We start from the raw sequence: 14609 nt of genomic DNA, 5'->3' as shown, positions 1-14609 counted from the left end.
GCTCAGAGGCGTTTGGCGCTGCGCAGCGTGGTGGCGTAGTAGCCGTTGCCGTCGAGGCGGGAGGCGCCGCCCTTGTCCCCGATGGTGGGGCCGTTGGCTTCTTCGCGGCTCGATATGAAGATCTTGTGGCCGTCGGTGTCGTTGCCGAGGTACATGCCGGTGTGGTCCAGGCGCTCGCCGGTGCGCGTGTCGAGTTTGAAGAACACCAGGTCGCCCGGCTGGAGGACGTCGATCGAGGTCGGCCGGTCCTTCGCCGTGACGCCCTTGAGCGGCAGGACGTCCACTCCGGCCTTCGAGCGGGCCATGCCGTTGGCGGTGCGGGCCAGCCCGGTGCCGCCCGTGTCGGTTGCGGCCAGCGGGAAGCGGCCGCGGTAGCCGAAGACGGTGCGGATGAAGCCGGAGCAGTCCACGGCCCGGTACTTGGGCTTCTCGGGCTGCTCGGTCGTGCCGTCGCGGAAGGTGTACGGGATGCCGAGGTAGTCGTAGAAGTCCGACTGCTCCAGGCGCAGGTCGTTGCCCACCGAGCCCTTCGGGTTGATGGGCCCGAAGGCCGCGTCGCCCGCGTACTGGACGCCCGCCGCGTCCTTCTTCACCGGTGCCTTGTCGCCGTACTGGAAGGCGATCGCGAAGAGGTCGTCCTCCTCGCTGCCGGAGTACTTCTTGAACCAGTCCTGGAACCACTGCTCGCGCTCCGCGCCGGGCCGCCAGACCTCGGGCAGGAGGCGGACCCAGGTGTCGGTGACGACCTGGGTCTGCGTGGTGGCCGGCTCGGCGAAGGTGCGGCTCTTGCCGGTGAGCGTCGCGGTCCGGGCGCCGTCCGTGAACGTCGCCAGGACGGCGCCGTTCCCGCTGCGCAGCACCGAGCGCTGCGGGTTCTTCAGCCGCTCCCACTTCTGGCTGCCGTCCTGGCCGCCCGTGGCGCCGCCCTTCGCCGCCTGGTCGGTCACCCGGGCCACGACGGGAGCCTGGTCCTGCTCCTCCTCGCGCAGGGCGTAGGTGAAGTACGCGCTGGCGGCGAGCAGGCTCGTCACGACGGCGGCGTGCAGCAGGGGGCGGGCGGTCTTGGCGGTCATCGTTGCTCCGGGCGGTACGGGAGGCGGTGCGGGCGGCGGTGCCGGGGTGGGCGGGTCGGCGGGTCAGGCGTGCGGCATGAAGCCCAGCAGGATGCCGGACGTCAGGACGACGTACGTCAGCAGGGTCGCGGAGCCGGTGGCCAGGAGCGTGGCGCCCTTGGGCTGGCGGACCAGCTGGTAGGCGATGAGTCCGGGGACGATGAACCCGAGGGTCTGGTTGGCGTACAGCAGGGGGAACTTCATCTGCAGCACGATGACGACCGTCGCCTGCAGGAGCACGCCGATGAGCACGACGGCCGCGAACAGGCGCTTGCCGTAGAGGATGACGAACTTCTGCGTGACGAGCGTCAGCGTGTACGTCAGGGCGGTGATGCCGACGACGAGGGCCGCCCGCTGGAGGTCCTCGATGAGGGTGAGGGCGAGCCAGCCGGGGGTGATCATGCCACCGGGCGAGAGGTTCGTGGTCAGGTAGCACATGAGGGAGAACAGCAGGCCCAGTGCGATGCCGATCGCGGCTATCTCGGGAGTGAGGACTGCGGGGATCAACGGGGCTCTCCTGGATAGTGCTGCTGCGGGTCGTACGCCAGCGGGTCGCCCTGCCCCTGGCCGGCCGGCCAGGGCTGCTCCTGCTGAGGCTGCGGGGTCCCGTGTCCGTACGGGTCCTGCGGGTCCTGCGGGTACTGCGGGTACTGCGGGTACTGCGGGTACTGCGGCTGCCCGGGGTGGGGCTGCGGGTACGGGGCATGGGGGTACGGAGCCTGCGGGTGCGGCTGCTGCGCCGGGTCCCCGTACGGCTGTTCGCGCACGTACTGCCGCGGTACGAGCGGCTGCGCGTACCGCGCCTCCTGTGCGGCGGTGAGGTCCGCGTAGGGGTCGAGGTGCGGGACGTACTGCGGCGGGGCCGGGGTCTGCGGGGACTCCTCGGGCGCGGGCTCGTCCTCGAAGCCGGGGAGTTCCGCGAGGTGCTCCAGGAGGACCTCGCCCTGGCCGTGGATGTTGCCGATGGCCACCAGCGAGGAGTTCTCGCCGAGGTGTCCGAGCAGCTCGTGCATGAACTCCTCGCCGTCGCGCTGGTCGCCGCCGAGGTCGACGGCGCGCGAGCGCCATTCGGCGGGGATGGCGTCGATGGCGCTCTTGGCGGGGTGCCCGATCACGAACACCTTCTCCGGCATGAGGTCGGGCACGATCTGGCCCATCTGGCCGTTGCGCTCGACCCGGTCCGGGCGGCAGTTGATCACCACGTGCAGCGGCCGGTCGACGGCGCCGAGGTCCAGGAGCTGGTTGATGTTCATCAGCGTGGACTCGGGGTCGTTGGCGGCGAAGACGTTGGCGAAGCGCACCCGCTTGCCGCCGGGCGCGACGTACCGCTCGACGGACAGGACTCCGGGGTCCGGCGGGGCCTCGTACATGCCCTGGAGCGCGGTCTCGCGGTCGACGCCGAGCAGCTCGGCGACGGTGAGCGCGATGGCGACGTTCTCCTTGAAGGTGAACCAGCTGAAGCCGCGCAGCTCCTCGTCGCTGACCGTGTCGGGGTCGGCGTAGACGAGGGTGCAGTTCCGCGCGTCCGCCTCCTCCTGGAGGACGTGGAAGCGCTCCTTCTCCGCGGTGACGCAGATCCCGCCGTGCGGCATGGACCGCGACAGGGACCGCCCGATGTCGTCGAGCGTGGGGCCCATCTCGGCGACGTGGTCCTCGCGCACGTTGCACAGCACGCCGATGGTCGACTGGATCAGCTTGACCTGGTTGATCTCCTGGAGGGCCGGCATGACCGCCATGCACTCCATGACCAGCGCGTCCGGGTGGTAGGCGGCGGCGCGCCGGACGATGCCGATCTGCTCGACGACGTTGGCGATGCCGAACTTGCGGTAGACGGGCTCCTCGGTGGCGTCCGGGTGGATGAAGCGGGCCGCGGTGCCGGTGGTCTTGGCGACCGTGCGCAGCCCGCCGCCGCGCAGCGCCCCCGCGCAGAGCCGGGTGATGGAACTCTTGCCGCGGATGCCGTTGACGAGGACCCGGTGGGGGATCCGGTCGAGGTTCGCGAAGTGGCGCCGCTGTTCGACGATGCCCGCGACCAGCATGAACAGGCAGCAGACGAGCAGCACGCAGTAGAGGAAGAGCACGGCGGATCAGTTCCTTCCGGCCGGAGCGGTGCGACCGGGCGTCTGGCCCCCGCCGGCGCCGGCCTCCCGCTTGCGCTGCTCCTGCAGCTGCTGGCGGATGACTTCGAGGCTGCGGGTGACGGCGCCGACCTCGTCGTGGTGGGTGGGGTAGAGGACGGTACGGCGGTCTCCGTCGGCGACGGCCTCGGCCCGCTCGGCGAGCGTGCGCAGCGGCCGTACGACGATGATGTGGAGCCAGCCCAGGCAGGCCGCCGCGCCCGTGAGGCCGAGCAGTCCGGCCAGGACGGTGCGGTTCTGCGCGGTGTACGCCGGGATCTCCAGGCCCTTGGCGCGCTGGAGGCTGACGACCGTCCAGTCCAGCGGCTGGGCCACCCCGCCGCCGGTCATGGGAGCCGCGGCGGCGATGGAGGTCGCGCCGTCGCGCAGGACGTCGGCGCGGGGGCCGGGGCCCTTGCCGGTCTTCTGGTTGGCGCTCGTCACCAGGGCGTCGAGCTGGGCGTCCGGAAGTTTCGTGAAGGCGCGGTAGCCGTTGTTGGAGCCGATCACGCGGTGCTTGGCGTCGACCACGCGCACCTCCCCCATACCGGGGCGCCGGAGCAGCGCGTTGATGAAGTCGATGCGCAGCTCGCCGACCACGGCCGCGCCGCCGAGCGCGGGGGCCTCGGCGTACTCGGTGATCAGCGGCTCGTTGCCTTCGTCGGTCACGGTCAGCGCTTCGCGCGAGCCCGCCTTGGTCCCGCCGTGGTGGGGCTTGGCGCCGGCCCGGGCCAGAACGGTGCCGTCGGGCTTCAGTACGTACAGCGAGGCGTAGCGGGCGTGCTCGCCGCGGGTGCGCTCCAGTACGGCCGTCAGCTCGGCCGGGGTGTCCTTGGCGGTCAGGACGGAGGCGACGGAGGTGAGGTCGGCGTGTCCTTCGTTGAGGGCCCGGCGCACCCGGTCGGCGACGGTGTCGGTGCGTTCGCGCTGGTCGTCGACGATGGTCTGGGGCACCTTGACGGCGGTACCCGCGCGGTTCAGGGTCAGCAGGAGCGGCGCGGACCACCCGAGCAGGAGGACCGCGCACACCAGGAGCAGGGCCCGCGTGCCGATCCGGCCGCGGCGGCCCGGTCGCGGGCTGTCGGCGGGCGCGCCCGGTTCTCCGAGCAGCTGGCGGCGCAGCCGGTCCAGGGCGGCGCCGATGCGGGCCGCCTCGCCGTACTTGGGGAGGGTGACGGGGCGGTTGAGGTCACCGCGGCCGATCCGGCGGCTCTCCAGGAACAACTGGAGCAGCGGGCGCTGCACGGTGACGACGAGCAGGGCCACGGCGAGCGCGCCCAGGGCCAGCAGGGCGCCGGCCGCCGCGACCCAGAAGAAGGAGTCGCCCACGGCGGAGCGCTGCTCGGTGGCGCTGACGAACGAGACGACGCTGAGGCCGAGGGCGGTGGCGTCGGTGCCCACGCCGGGCGCCGGACCGGAGAGCTTCGCGTATCCGCCCACGGACCGGCGCCCGGCAGCGGAGTCTCCCAGCAGGGAGCCGCTGACGCCGGGGAAGCCACCGGATCCGGGGTCCTTGGACTGGAGCGGGTTGCGCTTGGCCTTGTCCGCGGCGGTCCGGGCGAAGGTGGTGAGCTGCTTGCCCTCGCGTTCCGAGCTGCCGATGCCGCTGCTGCCGAGGACCTGGCCCGAGGCGTCGAGGACGGCGATGGCGCGGCCCTTGCCCAGGCTGACGCCCGGCACCTTCAGGGTGCTGGAGGCGACGAGGAGCTGTTGGGGGTGGCCCTGCCAGGACAGCAGGCCGAGGGTGAGGAGGCGGACCTCGCCGTTCTCCAGCCGCACCATGCGGGGGGCGAGGCCGTTCTCGGCGCTCAGCGTGGTCAGGTCGAGGGCGGTCAGCGGAAGGTTCTCCCCGCGCTGTGCTTCGAGCCGCCCGGACTTGATCTCGATGACGGCCGTGCCGCGCCACTTCTGGTAGACGCTGCCGAGCTTGTCGAGGACCGAGTCCGGCGAGACGGGCTCACCGGCGCCGAACAGGGACGTGGTCCGGCCGATGTCGGTGATGCTCTCGTCGAGCGAGGCGCGCAGGGCGATGGCGCCGTCCTCCGCGAAGTGCTGCTGCGAGGTGAGGACGGCGGGCGGTACGGCTCCCCTGCCGATGTGACCGAGCTGGAACGCGGTGAGGGCGGCAAGGGTCAGCAGCAGCACGGACAGGGCTGCGATGGGCGGCCGGATGCCGCCCAGCAGGGACATGTCCGCCCTACGGCGGGTCCGGCGCCGCCGCTTCGATCGCGACGCGGCCAACACGGGCTCCTCTTCGTTGTGTCCTGGAGCCGGTGCGGCACGAGGGGGAATGGTGGCGGGTCCGGACAAAGGGAAGGTTTGGTACCAGCCACCATGTGGGCCGAATGCGCCACTCCGCTATCTTCATATGACTATGAGTGCGCCCTTGACCACGCGGATAACAATTGCACTACTGTGCGCATCGCTTGCTGCGGTATGTGCTCTTTGGGTGGTTTTCGCATATAGGCCCCACGGGGCACCGCCCGCCGGACCGTCCGCGTCCGGCCCCGGCCCCCGCCCCACCCCCGACAACGACCTGGAGCACCGGATCGGCCGCTTCACCGCGAGCTTCGGTGAGCGCGGCGGCTACCGCGTCCCCACGACCGGGGAACGGGCGGCGCTCACCCGTGGCGTCGCCCTCCTGCTCGACGGAGATCCGGACGCGGCCAGGGCGCAGCTCGCCACCGTCGGCTTCACCCTGAACACCGTGACCGACTCCGTCAGCGGGCGCCGGTACGCGGAGGTCGCGGACGGCGACGGCGCATCGGGGCGCGACGCCCGCGGCTGGGGCCGGGTGTACGTGGACCTCGACCACGCCCCTCTGTGGTCGGTCCAGGTCCCGCACCCCATCGCGGACGCCCGTACGGAGCTGCTGGGCGCGCGGGTGCTGCGCGGGGCGCCGGGCGGGGTGATGGTGCTCGCCGGGGCCCACCGCAACGCGGGCGTGGACGGGTCGGCGGACATGGCGCACCGCACGGACTCCTTCTTCCACGGCGTGGTCGACGAGCTGATGCGGCGGCACCTGCCGGGGATCCAGCTGCACGGTTTCGCCAACGAGTCCTTCCCCGGCCGTGACGCGGTGGTGTCCACCGGAGCGGGCGACAAGGCGGCGGCGGACGCGAAGCAGCTGACCGCGGCGCTGAGGGGCGACGGACTGACGGTGTGCACGGCGTACGCCGAGAAGTGCCGGCTCTCGGGCAAGGAGAACGAGCAGGGCCAGGTCGCGGCCGGGGACGACGTCCGGTTCCTGCACCTCGAACTGAACCGGTCGGTGAGGGGGGACGACGCGGCCCTCGACCGCACCGCAGCGTCGATCACGACCCTCACCGGCCGCTGGTCCCGGCCGGACGCCTGACGTCGGCCGGGCTCGGTCCGCCCCGGCCGCGTCACGGCCCCGTCACGGCAGGTCGGCGGGCGGCGGTCCCGGCTCCGGTGCGTACACGTGCGGGCCGTCGCCCTGCCACTCGATCACCGCCGAGTCGCCGTAGACGACCAGGTCCGGATCCTCGACGCCGAGCCGGCGGAGGAACTCGACGATGTCCTCGTCGCGGTGCGCGACACCGAGGATCGTGTCCACGCCGCGCACGCGGATCGTCACCCGTCGGCCCCCGCTCGACGCGATCCGGTGCACGACGATCGGTGCATGCTCCATCCCCTCAGCGTGGGGGCTCCCGCCCGGTCCGGCACGCCGAGGAGGCTGTCCGGGCGCGGGGCGGGCGGGCACGGCATGCCTATTACAATCTCGATCTTCTGATGATCAGCTGAGGCGTCTGACGGGGGATGGAACATGCGGTTCACGCAACGGGTGCCGGTCTTCGCGGCGGCGGTGCTCGCGCTGCCGCTGCTGGCGGGCTGCGCCGGCGGCGGCACGACGGGGGCGGCGGGAGCGGCCGGGGCCGTGCCGCCGAGCAGCGGGGCTCCGGCGGGCGGGAACGCGGCGGGCGGGAGCGCCGGCGACCCGACGTTCCGCGGCAAGGATCTGGTGATCAGCGCCGGCTGCACCGTGCCCGCCTCCCGACCCGCTTCGGTGTGGGTCCAGGGGTTCGACCCGTCCACCTGGAAGAAGGTGGCCTCGGTGGAGTTCACGCTGCCCGCTCAGGTGGTGATCGACAAACGGGCCCGGGAGGAGCTGAGCGCCCTGTACTCGCTGTGCGCGGAGAACCTCCCGCACCAGGAGCCGGCCGACGGCCTCGCGGCCACCGACGCGGCCTTCGGACCCCGGGTCCGCCAGCTCTTCGACCGTGACTTCACCAAACTCGCGGTCGTCACCGCCGACGACCGGACGGGCGCGCGCCACGTCGGTTACGTCGACCGGGCCGGCAGCTTCACCGACCTCACCGGCGACGGCGGCGGCGACGGCTTCGCCCCCACCCCGAAGGAACAGGACGCCCTGTTCTCGCCCGACGGGGCGAACGTCTGGTTCACCTACCTCGACGCCGCCCGCCGCCAGCACATCGCCACCCGCTCCACCTCCGGGACCCACCAGCTCACCGAGCAGTGGGCCGGGGAGCGGCCCGCCGCCGTCCACAGCGTCCTGATGCTCGGGGGCACTCCGCTGCGGGGCGTACTCGGTGACAGCCCGCACTTCAGCCCCGACGGCAAGCGGGTCGCCGATTTCATCCTCGGGCGCGGCCGCGGCATCGCCCCGGTCACCGCGAGCGGCCCGCTGACGACCGGCAGCGTCCTTCCCCTGCCCGACAGCGAGTGCCGGCCGTCCGGGTGGCTCGACCACCACACCCTGCTCTGCGCGCACGGCGAGTCGGGTGCGGGCTCCCAGCACCTCAACAACGTCTGGACCGTCGACGTCGACCGGCTGCGCGCCGACGACGAGCGAAAGCCCACGGACGGCGCCGGCCCCGACCTGCTCCCGGTGACCGACCGCAAGAACCTCCCGCTCGCCGTCTCCGCGGACGGCAAGCGCCTGCTCCTGCGCTCGGTCCAGGGGACGGTCGAGCAGCCCTACGTCACCGACCTCTCCCCGGGGGCCCGACCCCAGCAGATCACCGCTCCGGACGCGGCCACCGCCCTCGGTTACGGCGATGTCGTCCTCGAATGGCGTTGATGCCGTGAGGGCGGAGGCCTGACCGGTCGAGGCGGAGCGAGGGCCGTCCCGATGGGCGGACCGGTACGCCACGCGAGTGAAGGTGCGCGTCGCCGCGCCGAACCCATCCGCTCCTCCCGGCCGCGCTGGAAGTCTGGTGGGCCTGGCCGTGGTGGCCTGGCCCAGCAGGCCGGCGGAACGCTTGGAAAGGATCATCCGTGGCAGTGACATCGACCGAGCCGATCGCACCGGTTCCCACGCCGGGGCGGACGCGCGGGCAGGTGGTGGTGTCGTGGCTGACGACGACCGACCACAAGAAGATCGGGCACCTGTACCTGATCGCGTCCTTCGGATTCTTCCTCGTCGGCGGTGTGCTGGCCCTGCTGCTGCGGGCCGAGCTGGCCCGGCCCGGGATCCAACTGATCTCCAATGAGCAGTACAACCAGATCTTCACCCTGCACGGCACGATCATGCTGCTGTTCTTCGCGACTCCCACCTTCGCCGGATTCGCCAACGCGATCATGCCGCTGCAGATCGGCGCGCCCGACGTGGCGTTCCCGCGGCTGAACATGCTCTCGTTCTGGCTGTTCTTCTTCGGCGGGCTGATCGTCGTCGCCAGTCTGCTCACCCCGCAGGGCACGGCGGACTTCGGCTGGACCGCGTACACGCCGCTGAGCAGTGCGGAGCGTACGCCGTTCGTCGGAGCCGATATGTGGATCATGGGCCTGGCGCTGTCCGGGTTCGGGACGATCCTCGGTTCCGTGAACTTCGCGACCACGATCATCTGCATGCGCATGCCCGGGATGACGATGTTCCGGCTGCCGATCTTCACCTGGAACGTCCTGCTGACCTCGGTGCTCGTGCTGTTCGCGTTCCCTGTGCTGGCAGCGGCGCTGCTGGTGCTGGAGGCGGACCGCAAGTTCGGCGCGCACGTCTTCGACCCGACGAACGGGGGGCCGATTCTGTGGCAGCACCTGTTCTGGTTCTTCGGGCACCCGGAGGTCTACATCATCGCGCTGCCGTTCTTCGGGATCATCACGGAGATCATCCCGGTGTTCTCGCGCAAGCCGATCTTCGGGTACCTCGGTCTGGTCGGGGCCACCATCTCCATCGCCGGCCTGTCCCTGACGGTGTGGGCGCACCACATGTTCGCCACCCAGGCGGTGCTGCTGCCGTTCTTCTCGTTCATGACGTTCCTGATCGCGGTGCCGACCGGGGTGAAGTTCTTCAACTGGATCGGCACGATGTGGAAGGGGTCCATCTCCTTCGAGACGCCGATGCTGTGGTCGGTCGGTTTCCTCGTGACGTTCCTCTTCGGCGGTCTGACCGGGATCATCCTGGCCTCGCCGCCGATGGACTTCCACGTCACCGACTCCTACTTCGTCGTCGCCCACTTCCACTACGTCGTGTTCGGCACGGTCGTCTTCGCCACCTTCGCCGGCTTCTACTTCTGGTGGCCCAAGATGACCGGCACGATGCTCGACGAACGCCTCGGCAAGGTCCACTTCTGGACCCTGTTCGTCGGCTTCCACCTCACCTTCCTCGTCCAGCACTGGCTGGGGGCCGAGGGCATGCCCCGCCGCTACGCCGACTACCTGGCCGCCGACGGGTTCACGGCGCTCAACACCCTGTCCTCGATCGGGGCCTTCCTGCTGGGCGCCTCCACCCTCCCCTTCCTGTACAACCTGTGGAAGACGGCCAAGTACGCCCCCCGCGTCACCGTCGACGACCCCTGGGGCTACGGCCGTTCGCTGGAATGGGCCACCTCGTGCCCCCCTCCCCGGCACAACTTCGTCACGCTGCCCCGGGTCCGCTCCGAGTCGCCCGCGTTCGACCTCCACCACGTCGAGATCGCCGAACTCGCACGCCAGGAGAACGACGGACAGCGCGACGCGATCGATCAGGACGGAGCCGACGCCCCGCGCCACAGCGGCCCGGGCGACCAGCCGCGCGCCTGAGCGGCGGACGAGGCGGAAGGGAGGGGTGCACGCGGTGCGCGAGGACACCAGCGGCGTGGAGGCGGGCCTGGCCCGTCTGGAGGGCTACCTCATCAGCCAGGCCGCCCGCCGGGAAGCCCACCAGGAGGCACTTGCGTTCAGCCGCCGCCTGACCTGGCTCGGGCCCGGCGAGCAGCGGGAGATCGCCGCCCTCCTCGAGGAGCGGCACCTGGCATGGAAGCGGGAGATGCTCCGCGCGGTGATCGCCCGGAGCCAACAGCTCCGTACGGAGTACCAGGCCCGCTACGAGCGGCTGCGCCGACGCCTCGCCCTGATCACCGCCCTGGGCGTCGCAGGGACCGTGGCCCTGCTGACGGCCGTGTACCTGATCGCGCAACGCTGAGCGGCACGATGGCGTCAGCGGCGGTCGCACCATGCCGGTGTGCCCATGGTGCTCATCCCCTCATCGGCTGATCCGCTTCCGTGAGGTGGTCCCGGCCGGCCCGGCAACAGGTGTGCGTGGCGGTGCAGGCGCCGGCCGTCTCCTGCGGGTGCCGGCTCCGCGCGCTTGGCCCCCCGCATCAGCATCAGCAGCCCGAGGATCTGATCGTGCCGGCCGCGCCGCAGACCCTCACGGCTGCCCACCCGCTCGGCGCCGTGGTGAACGTGCACTGCCATGGCAACCCCCATGCTCTTGGGTACTACGGTTTTCTCCGCGGCTACCCGCTCCGGATCCCGTAAGCACGACGGCAGGTCCGACAAACTGCCCCGAAGCCACTTTCAGCCTGTTGGCCCATGTCCAATGGCCGCTTTGCAGCAACGGTCCTCTCATGGAGTCGGGCGGTCGTCCCCCATCCGGCCGCCACGGAAGAAGGGCCTGGATCATGTACGAAATGCGCGCAGAGTCACCCGGCCAGTCCGAAACCCTCTGGCACGTCCTCTCCCGCGGCCAGACGGCCGCCACGCTGTGCGGCTACCGACTGCCTCAGGAGCAGACGGTCACCGCGCTCGTGTCGGAAGGCGCAGCGGAGCGCTACTGCGTCCGCTGCATGACCGCCTTCCGGGCCGCCATGGAGCAGCACGCGCCCCGCGCGGCCGAGGGAGGAAGGGAGCCGGTGGTCGCGTAGACCGGATCACCCCCGATGACCCGCCCGGCCCGAGCAGCCTCCCCGCCGGACGAGTGTCCCGGAGCGGGTCGGGTATGCGCCGGTCGTTACCGAAGGGGTGGCCGCCCACCCCTTCACCGTGCGGATCGCCCGGGTGGGCGGAGGGAGAGATCCTTGATGGGCATGCTCGACAGTCTGCGGCCCCACCGCGGACACCTGTGTTCACTGATCGGCTTCGCCGGTTACACGGCCGGCTGGGCGATGGTGCGACACCGGACCGGACGGCCTTGGCCCGCCCCCTCCCGCCCGTGGGAACTCCTCCTCACCGCGACGGCCACCTTCCGGCTCAGCCGCCTCCTCGGCAAGGCCACCGTGACGCGGCCCTTGCGCGCGCCCTTCACCACGGTGGAGGGCGTCGGCGCTCCGGCGGAATTCAACGAGACCCCGCGCGAGGAGCCGGGCAAGAACGCGGTGGGTGAGTTGATCAGCTGCCCGTTCTGCCTGAGCGTGTGGGTGGCGGCCACCCTGACCGGCGCCCGCGCCCTGTGGCCGGAGGCCACGCGCACGGCGACGGAAGCGCTGGCCGCCGTGGCGGTCTCGGACGTCCTCCAGTTCGGGTATTCCGAACTGACGCAGCGCGCGGACCACTGAGCTTCCGCCGGCCGTCAACCCGCGCGCCCGGGGGCGCAAGGGCGGCTCGTCCGCGGAGGCGGCCGTGGACGACAGCCCCGGAGCTCGCCGTCAGGCCGACGCCTCCCCTGCCGGGCGGTGGCAGCGATCGCCTACGCCCTGAACCACCCGGGTGAACCGGAGGGATCCGCATGCTCCGCGAGCCGCTCGGCCACGGGGCCGCGTGAGCCGTGCGCGACGCGAGCCGGCCGGGAATTGCGGGGTTTCGAGGCGGGCCGCCCGGGTCACACGTGAAAAGGCCAGAAGGCCCGCCACCTGCATCTGGAGATGTAATGTCCGAAAAGAATCCGGTCAAGGCCGTAGCCGAGAAGATCGCCGACGTCATGCACGCCGGCGCGGCGGACGGCCCCGAGGAAGGGATTCCCGGCAAGCCGGCTCCCGTCTCTCCGCAGCTCGCCGAACCGGTGGAACCGGTGCAGCCCCTGCCGCCGAAGGCGGATCAGAGCGCACCCGAGACGGTGAGCCCGACGGGTCAGCCCACCGGCGCGGAGCACGCCCGCATGGCGCAGAGCGGCGCCTACCTGACGACCGCGCAGGGCGTCCGGCTGCGGGACACCGACCATTCGCTGAAGGCGGGGGCGCGGGGGCCGGTGCTGCTCCAGGACCACCACCTGCGCGAAAAACTCATGCACTTCGACCACGAGCGGATCCCGGAGCGTGTGGTCCACGCCCGGGGCGCCGCCGCCCACGGCGTCTTCCAGTCGTACGGGACCGCCCAGACGGTCAGCAAGGCCGCCTTCCTCGCCGCGGACGTCGAGACGCCGGTGTTCGTCCGCTTCTCCACGGTGCTCGGTTCGCGCGGCTCCGCGGACACGGTGCGCGACACCCGCGGCTTCGCCACGAAGTTCTACACGGAGGAAGGCGTCTTCGACCTGGTCGGGAACAACATCCCCGTCTTCTTCATCCAGGACGCGATCAAGTTCCCCGACATCATCCACGCCGGCAAGCCCCACCCGGACCGGGAGATCCCGCAGGCGCAGAGCGCGCACGACACGTTCTGGGACTTCGTGTCCCTGCACACCGAGGCCACGCACCACACCCTGTGGAACATGTCCGACCGCGGCATCCCGCGCTCCTACCGCATGATGGAGGGCTTCGGCGTCCACACCTTCCGCCTGGTCAACGACCAGGGCGCCACGACCTTGGTGAAGTTCCACTGGAAGCCCAAGCTCGGCGTGCACTCCCTGGTATGGGAAGAGGCGCAGCTCCTCGCGGGCGTCGACCCGGACTTCCACCGGCGGGATCTGTACGACGCCATCGAGGCCGGCGCGTTCCCCCAGTGGGAGCTCGGCATCCAGATCTTCCCCGACACCGACGACCAGATGTTCGAAGGCATCGACCTCCTCGACCCGACGAAGATCGTGCCGGAGGAGCTGGCTCCGGTGCAGCCGGTCGGCCTGCTGACGCTCAACGCGAACCCGTCGAACTTCTTCGCCGAGGTGGAGCAGGTCGCCTTCCACGTGGGTCACCTGGTCCCCGGTATCGACGCCACCGACGACCCGCTGCTGGCCGGGCGGATGTTCTCCTACCTGGACACCCAGCTCACCCGGCTCGGCGGCCCGAACTTCGGGCAGCTGCCGATCAACCGTACGCACGCGCCCGTCAACGACATGCTCCGCGACGGCTTCCACCAGAGCGCCGTCCACCGGGGAGTCGCCCCGTACAAGCCCAACAGCCTGGACGGCGGCTGTCCGTTCTTCGCGGGAGCCGACGCGGGCGCGTTCATCGACGTACCGGTCGAGGTGCCGGCCGGACGCAAGGTCCGGGAGGCACCCGCCTCCTTCAGCGACCACTTCTCCCAGGCGCGCCTCTTCTGGCTCAGCATGTCCCCCGTGGAGCGCGAGCACATCATCGCCGCTTACACCTTCGAACTCGGCAAGTGCTACGAACAGGCTGTGAAGGAACGCACCTTGGGCGTCCTCGCCAACATCGACCCCGAGCTGTGCGCTCAGGTCGCGGCCGGGCTGGGCCTGCCCGCACCCGCCGCCACCGAACCCCTCGCAGAGGCCGCCCCGAGCCCCGCCCTGTCGCAGGTCGGCGCCACCTGGCCGCTGGACGGACGCGTCATCGGCATCGTCACCGGCCCCTCGGCCGACCTGGCGGGCGTGCGCCAACTCCGCCAGGAAATCCTGGACGCGGGCATGGTGCCCCTGGTCATCGCCCCGGCCGGCGGCGTGCTCGGCTCCGACGGTGACCCGATCACCGTCCAGCGCACCTTCGCCACCGCCCGTTCCGTCGAGTTCGACGCCCTGGTCTTCGCCGGCGTCCCGGGAGTGGGAGCCGACGCGTACGGCGCCCGCGACGCCAAGGCCGGGGCTCCCGGTGCCCCCGTCGGCGACCCCCGGGTCCTCACGCTGCTCACCGAGGCGTACCGCCACGGAAAGGCCCTCGCCGGGTGGGGCGGCGCCGAAGCGCTCTTCGAGGCCGCGGGCATCTCCGTGGGCGAGCCGGGTGTCATCGTGACGGAGCAGGCTCAGGCGCTGTCCCAGCTGTCGGAGCTCCTCGCGGCACACCGCGTCTGGGAACGCTTCCCCGCCGCAGCCTGACGCGACCGCCCTCCCCTCCGGGGGACCGGCGAGCCCCGGACCCCGAAGGTCCGGGGCTCG

The 14609-nt window shown here is 71.4% G+C and carries 12 protein-coding genes; 7 read left to right on the top strand and 5 right to left on the bottom strand.

Translation table 11 applies throughout. The features are described from left to right. Positions 1 to 2 precede the first annotated feature (2 nt). The 4 genes from AC0693_RS12780 to AC0693_RS12765 form a co-directional block, all read right to left on the bottom strand. Positions 3 to 1073, bottom strand: coding sequence for an NlpC/P60 family protein (locus AC0693_RS12780; RefSeq protein ID WP_478739104.1), 1071 nt, complete (start codon positions 1071 to 1073; stop codon positions 3 to 5). A 63-nt stretch (positions 1074 to 1136) separates the two neighbouring features. Beyond that, entirely contained in the window at positions 1137 to 1619 is a 483-nt protein-coding gene (locus tag AC0693_RS12775) for a poly-gamma-glutamate biosynthesis protein PgsC/CapC (RefSeq protein WP_469316867.1), read from the bottom strand. Further along, entirely contained in the window at positions 1616 to 3193 is a 1578-nt protein-coding gene (pgsB, locus tag AC0693_RS12770) for a poly-gamma-glutamate synthase PgsB (protein WP_478801718.1), read from the bottom strand. The genes AC0693_RS12775 and pgsB overlap by 4 nt, the downstream gene beginning before the upstream one ends. Positions 3194 to 3199: 6 nt before the next feature. Further along, positions 3200 to 5473: a HAMP domain-containing protein gene (locus tag AC0693_RS12765; protein ID WP_478801717.1), complete on the bottom strand. Its 2274-nt coding sequence runs from the start codon at positions 5471 to 5473 to the stop codon at positions 3200 to 3202. A gap of 205 nt (positions 5474 to 5678) precedes the next feature. Here AC0693_RS12765 and AC0693_RS12760 point away from each other — a divergent pair, with 205 nt between their 5' ends. Beyond that, a complete protein-coding gene (locus AC0693_RS12760) occupies positions 5679 to 6584 on the top strand; it encodes a hypothetical protein (protein WP_469316865.1) in 906 nt (301 codons plus the stop codon). 42 nt (positions 6585 to 6626) lie between these two features. Here AC0693_RS12760 and AC0693_RS12755 read toward each other — a convergent pair whose 3' ends face one another. Continuing rightward, entirely contained in the window at positions 6627 to 6881 is a 255-nt protein-coding gene (locus AC0693_RS12755) for a hypothetical protein (RefSeq protein ID WP_469316864.1), read from the bottom strand. Between the two features lie 135 nt (positions 6882 to 7016). Here AC0693_RS12755 and AC0693_RS12750 point away from each other — a divergent pair, with 135 nt between their 5' ends. From AC0693_RS12750 to AC0693_RS12725, 6 genes are all read left to right on the top strand, one after another. Next, on the top strand, positions 7017 to 8291 hold the full coding sequence (locus AC0693_RS12750) for a hypothetical protein (RefSeq protein ID WP_478801716.1): 1275 nt from the start codon (positions 7017 to 7019) through the stop codon (positions 8289 to 8291). Between the two features lie 203 nt (positions 8292 to 8494). Further along, a complete protein-coding gene (gene ctaD / locus AC0693_RS12745; RefSeq protein WP_478739383.1) occupies positions 8495 to 10228 on the top strand; it encodes an aa3-type cytochrome oxidase subunit I in 1734 nt (577 codons plus the stop codon). Positions 10229 to 10262: 34 nt separating this feature from the next. Further along, complete coding sequence (locus AC0693_RS12740) at positions 10263 to 10610, top strand: hypothetical protein (protein ID WP_469316862.1); 348 nt, start codon at positions 10263 to 10265, stop codon at positions 10608 to 10610. 490 nt (positions 10611 to 11100) lie between these two features. Then, the gene (locus AC0693_RS12735) at positions 11101 to 11334 is read left to right on the top strand and encodes a hypothetical protein (RefSeq protein ID WP_469316860.1); all 234 of its coding nucleotides are present in this window, start codon (positions 11101 to 11103) and stop codon (positions 11332 to 11334) included. A gap of 156 nt (positions 11335 to 11490) precedes the next feature. After that, positions 11491 to 11964: a DUF1360 domain-containing protein gene (locus AC0693_RS12730; protein WP_468469647.1), complete on the top strand. Its 474-nt coding sequence runs from the start codon at positions 11491 to 11493 to the stop codon at positions 11962 to 11964. 311 nt (positions 11965 to 12275) lie between these two features. Then, positions 12276 to 14549, top strand: a complete 2274-nt coding sequence (locus tag AC0693_RS12725; protein ID WP_478801715.1) for a catalase — start codon at positions 12276 to 12278, stop codon at positions 14547 to 14549. Positions 14550 to 14609: the final 60 nt, after the last annotated feature.

The organism is Streptomyces sp. NPDC043876 (assembly GCF_056435825.1).
Note: the sequence above shows the minus strand (reverse complement) of the source record. Positions and strands in the feature narration are given on the sequence as shown.

What these genes read in the sequence shown, in the direction of transcription:
- AC0693_RS12780 (WP_478739104.1), bottom strand. Translation starts at nt 1,073, where the DNA reads ATGACCGCCAAGACCGCCCGCCCCCTGCTGCACGCCGCCGTCGTGACG.
- AC0693_RS12755 (WP_469316864.1), bottom strand. Translation starts at nt 6,881, where the DNA reads ATGGAGCATGCACCGATCGTCGTGCACCGGATCGCGTCGAGCGGGGGC.
- AC0693_RS12750 (WP_478801716.1), top strand. Translation starts at nt 7,017, where the DNA reads ATGCGGTTCACGCAACGGGTGCCGGTCTTCGCGGCGGCGGTGCTCGCG.
- AC0693_RS12735 (WP_469316860.1), top strand. Translation starts at nt 11,101, where the DNA reads ATGCGCGCAGAGTCACCCGGCCAGTCCGAAACCCTCTGGCACGTCCTC.
- AC0693_RS12730 (WP_468469647.1), top strand. Translation starts at nt 11,491, where the DNA reads ATGGGCATGCTCGACAGTCTGCGGCCCCACCGCGGACACCTGTGTTCA.
- AC0693_RS12725 (WP_478801715.1), top strand. Translation starts at nt 12,276, where the DNA reads ATGTCCGAAAAGAATCCGGTCAAGGCCGTAGCCGAGAAGATCGCCGAC.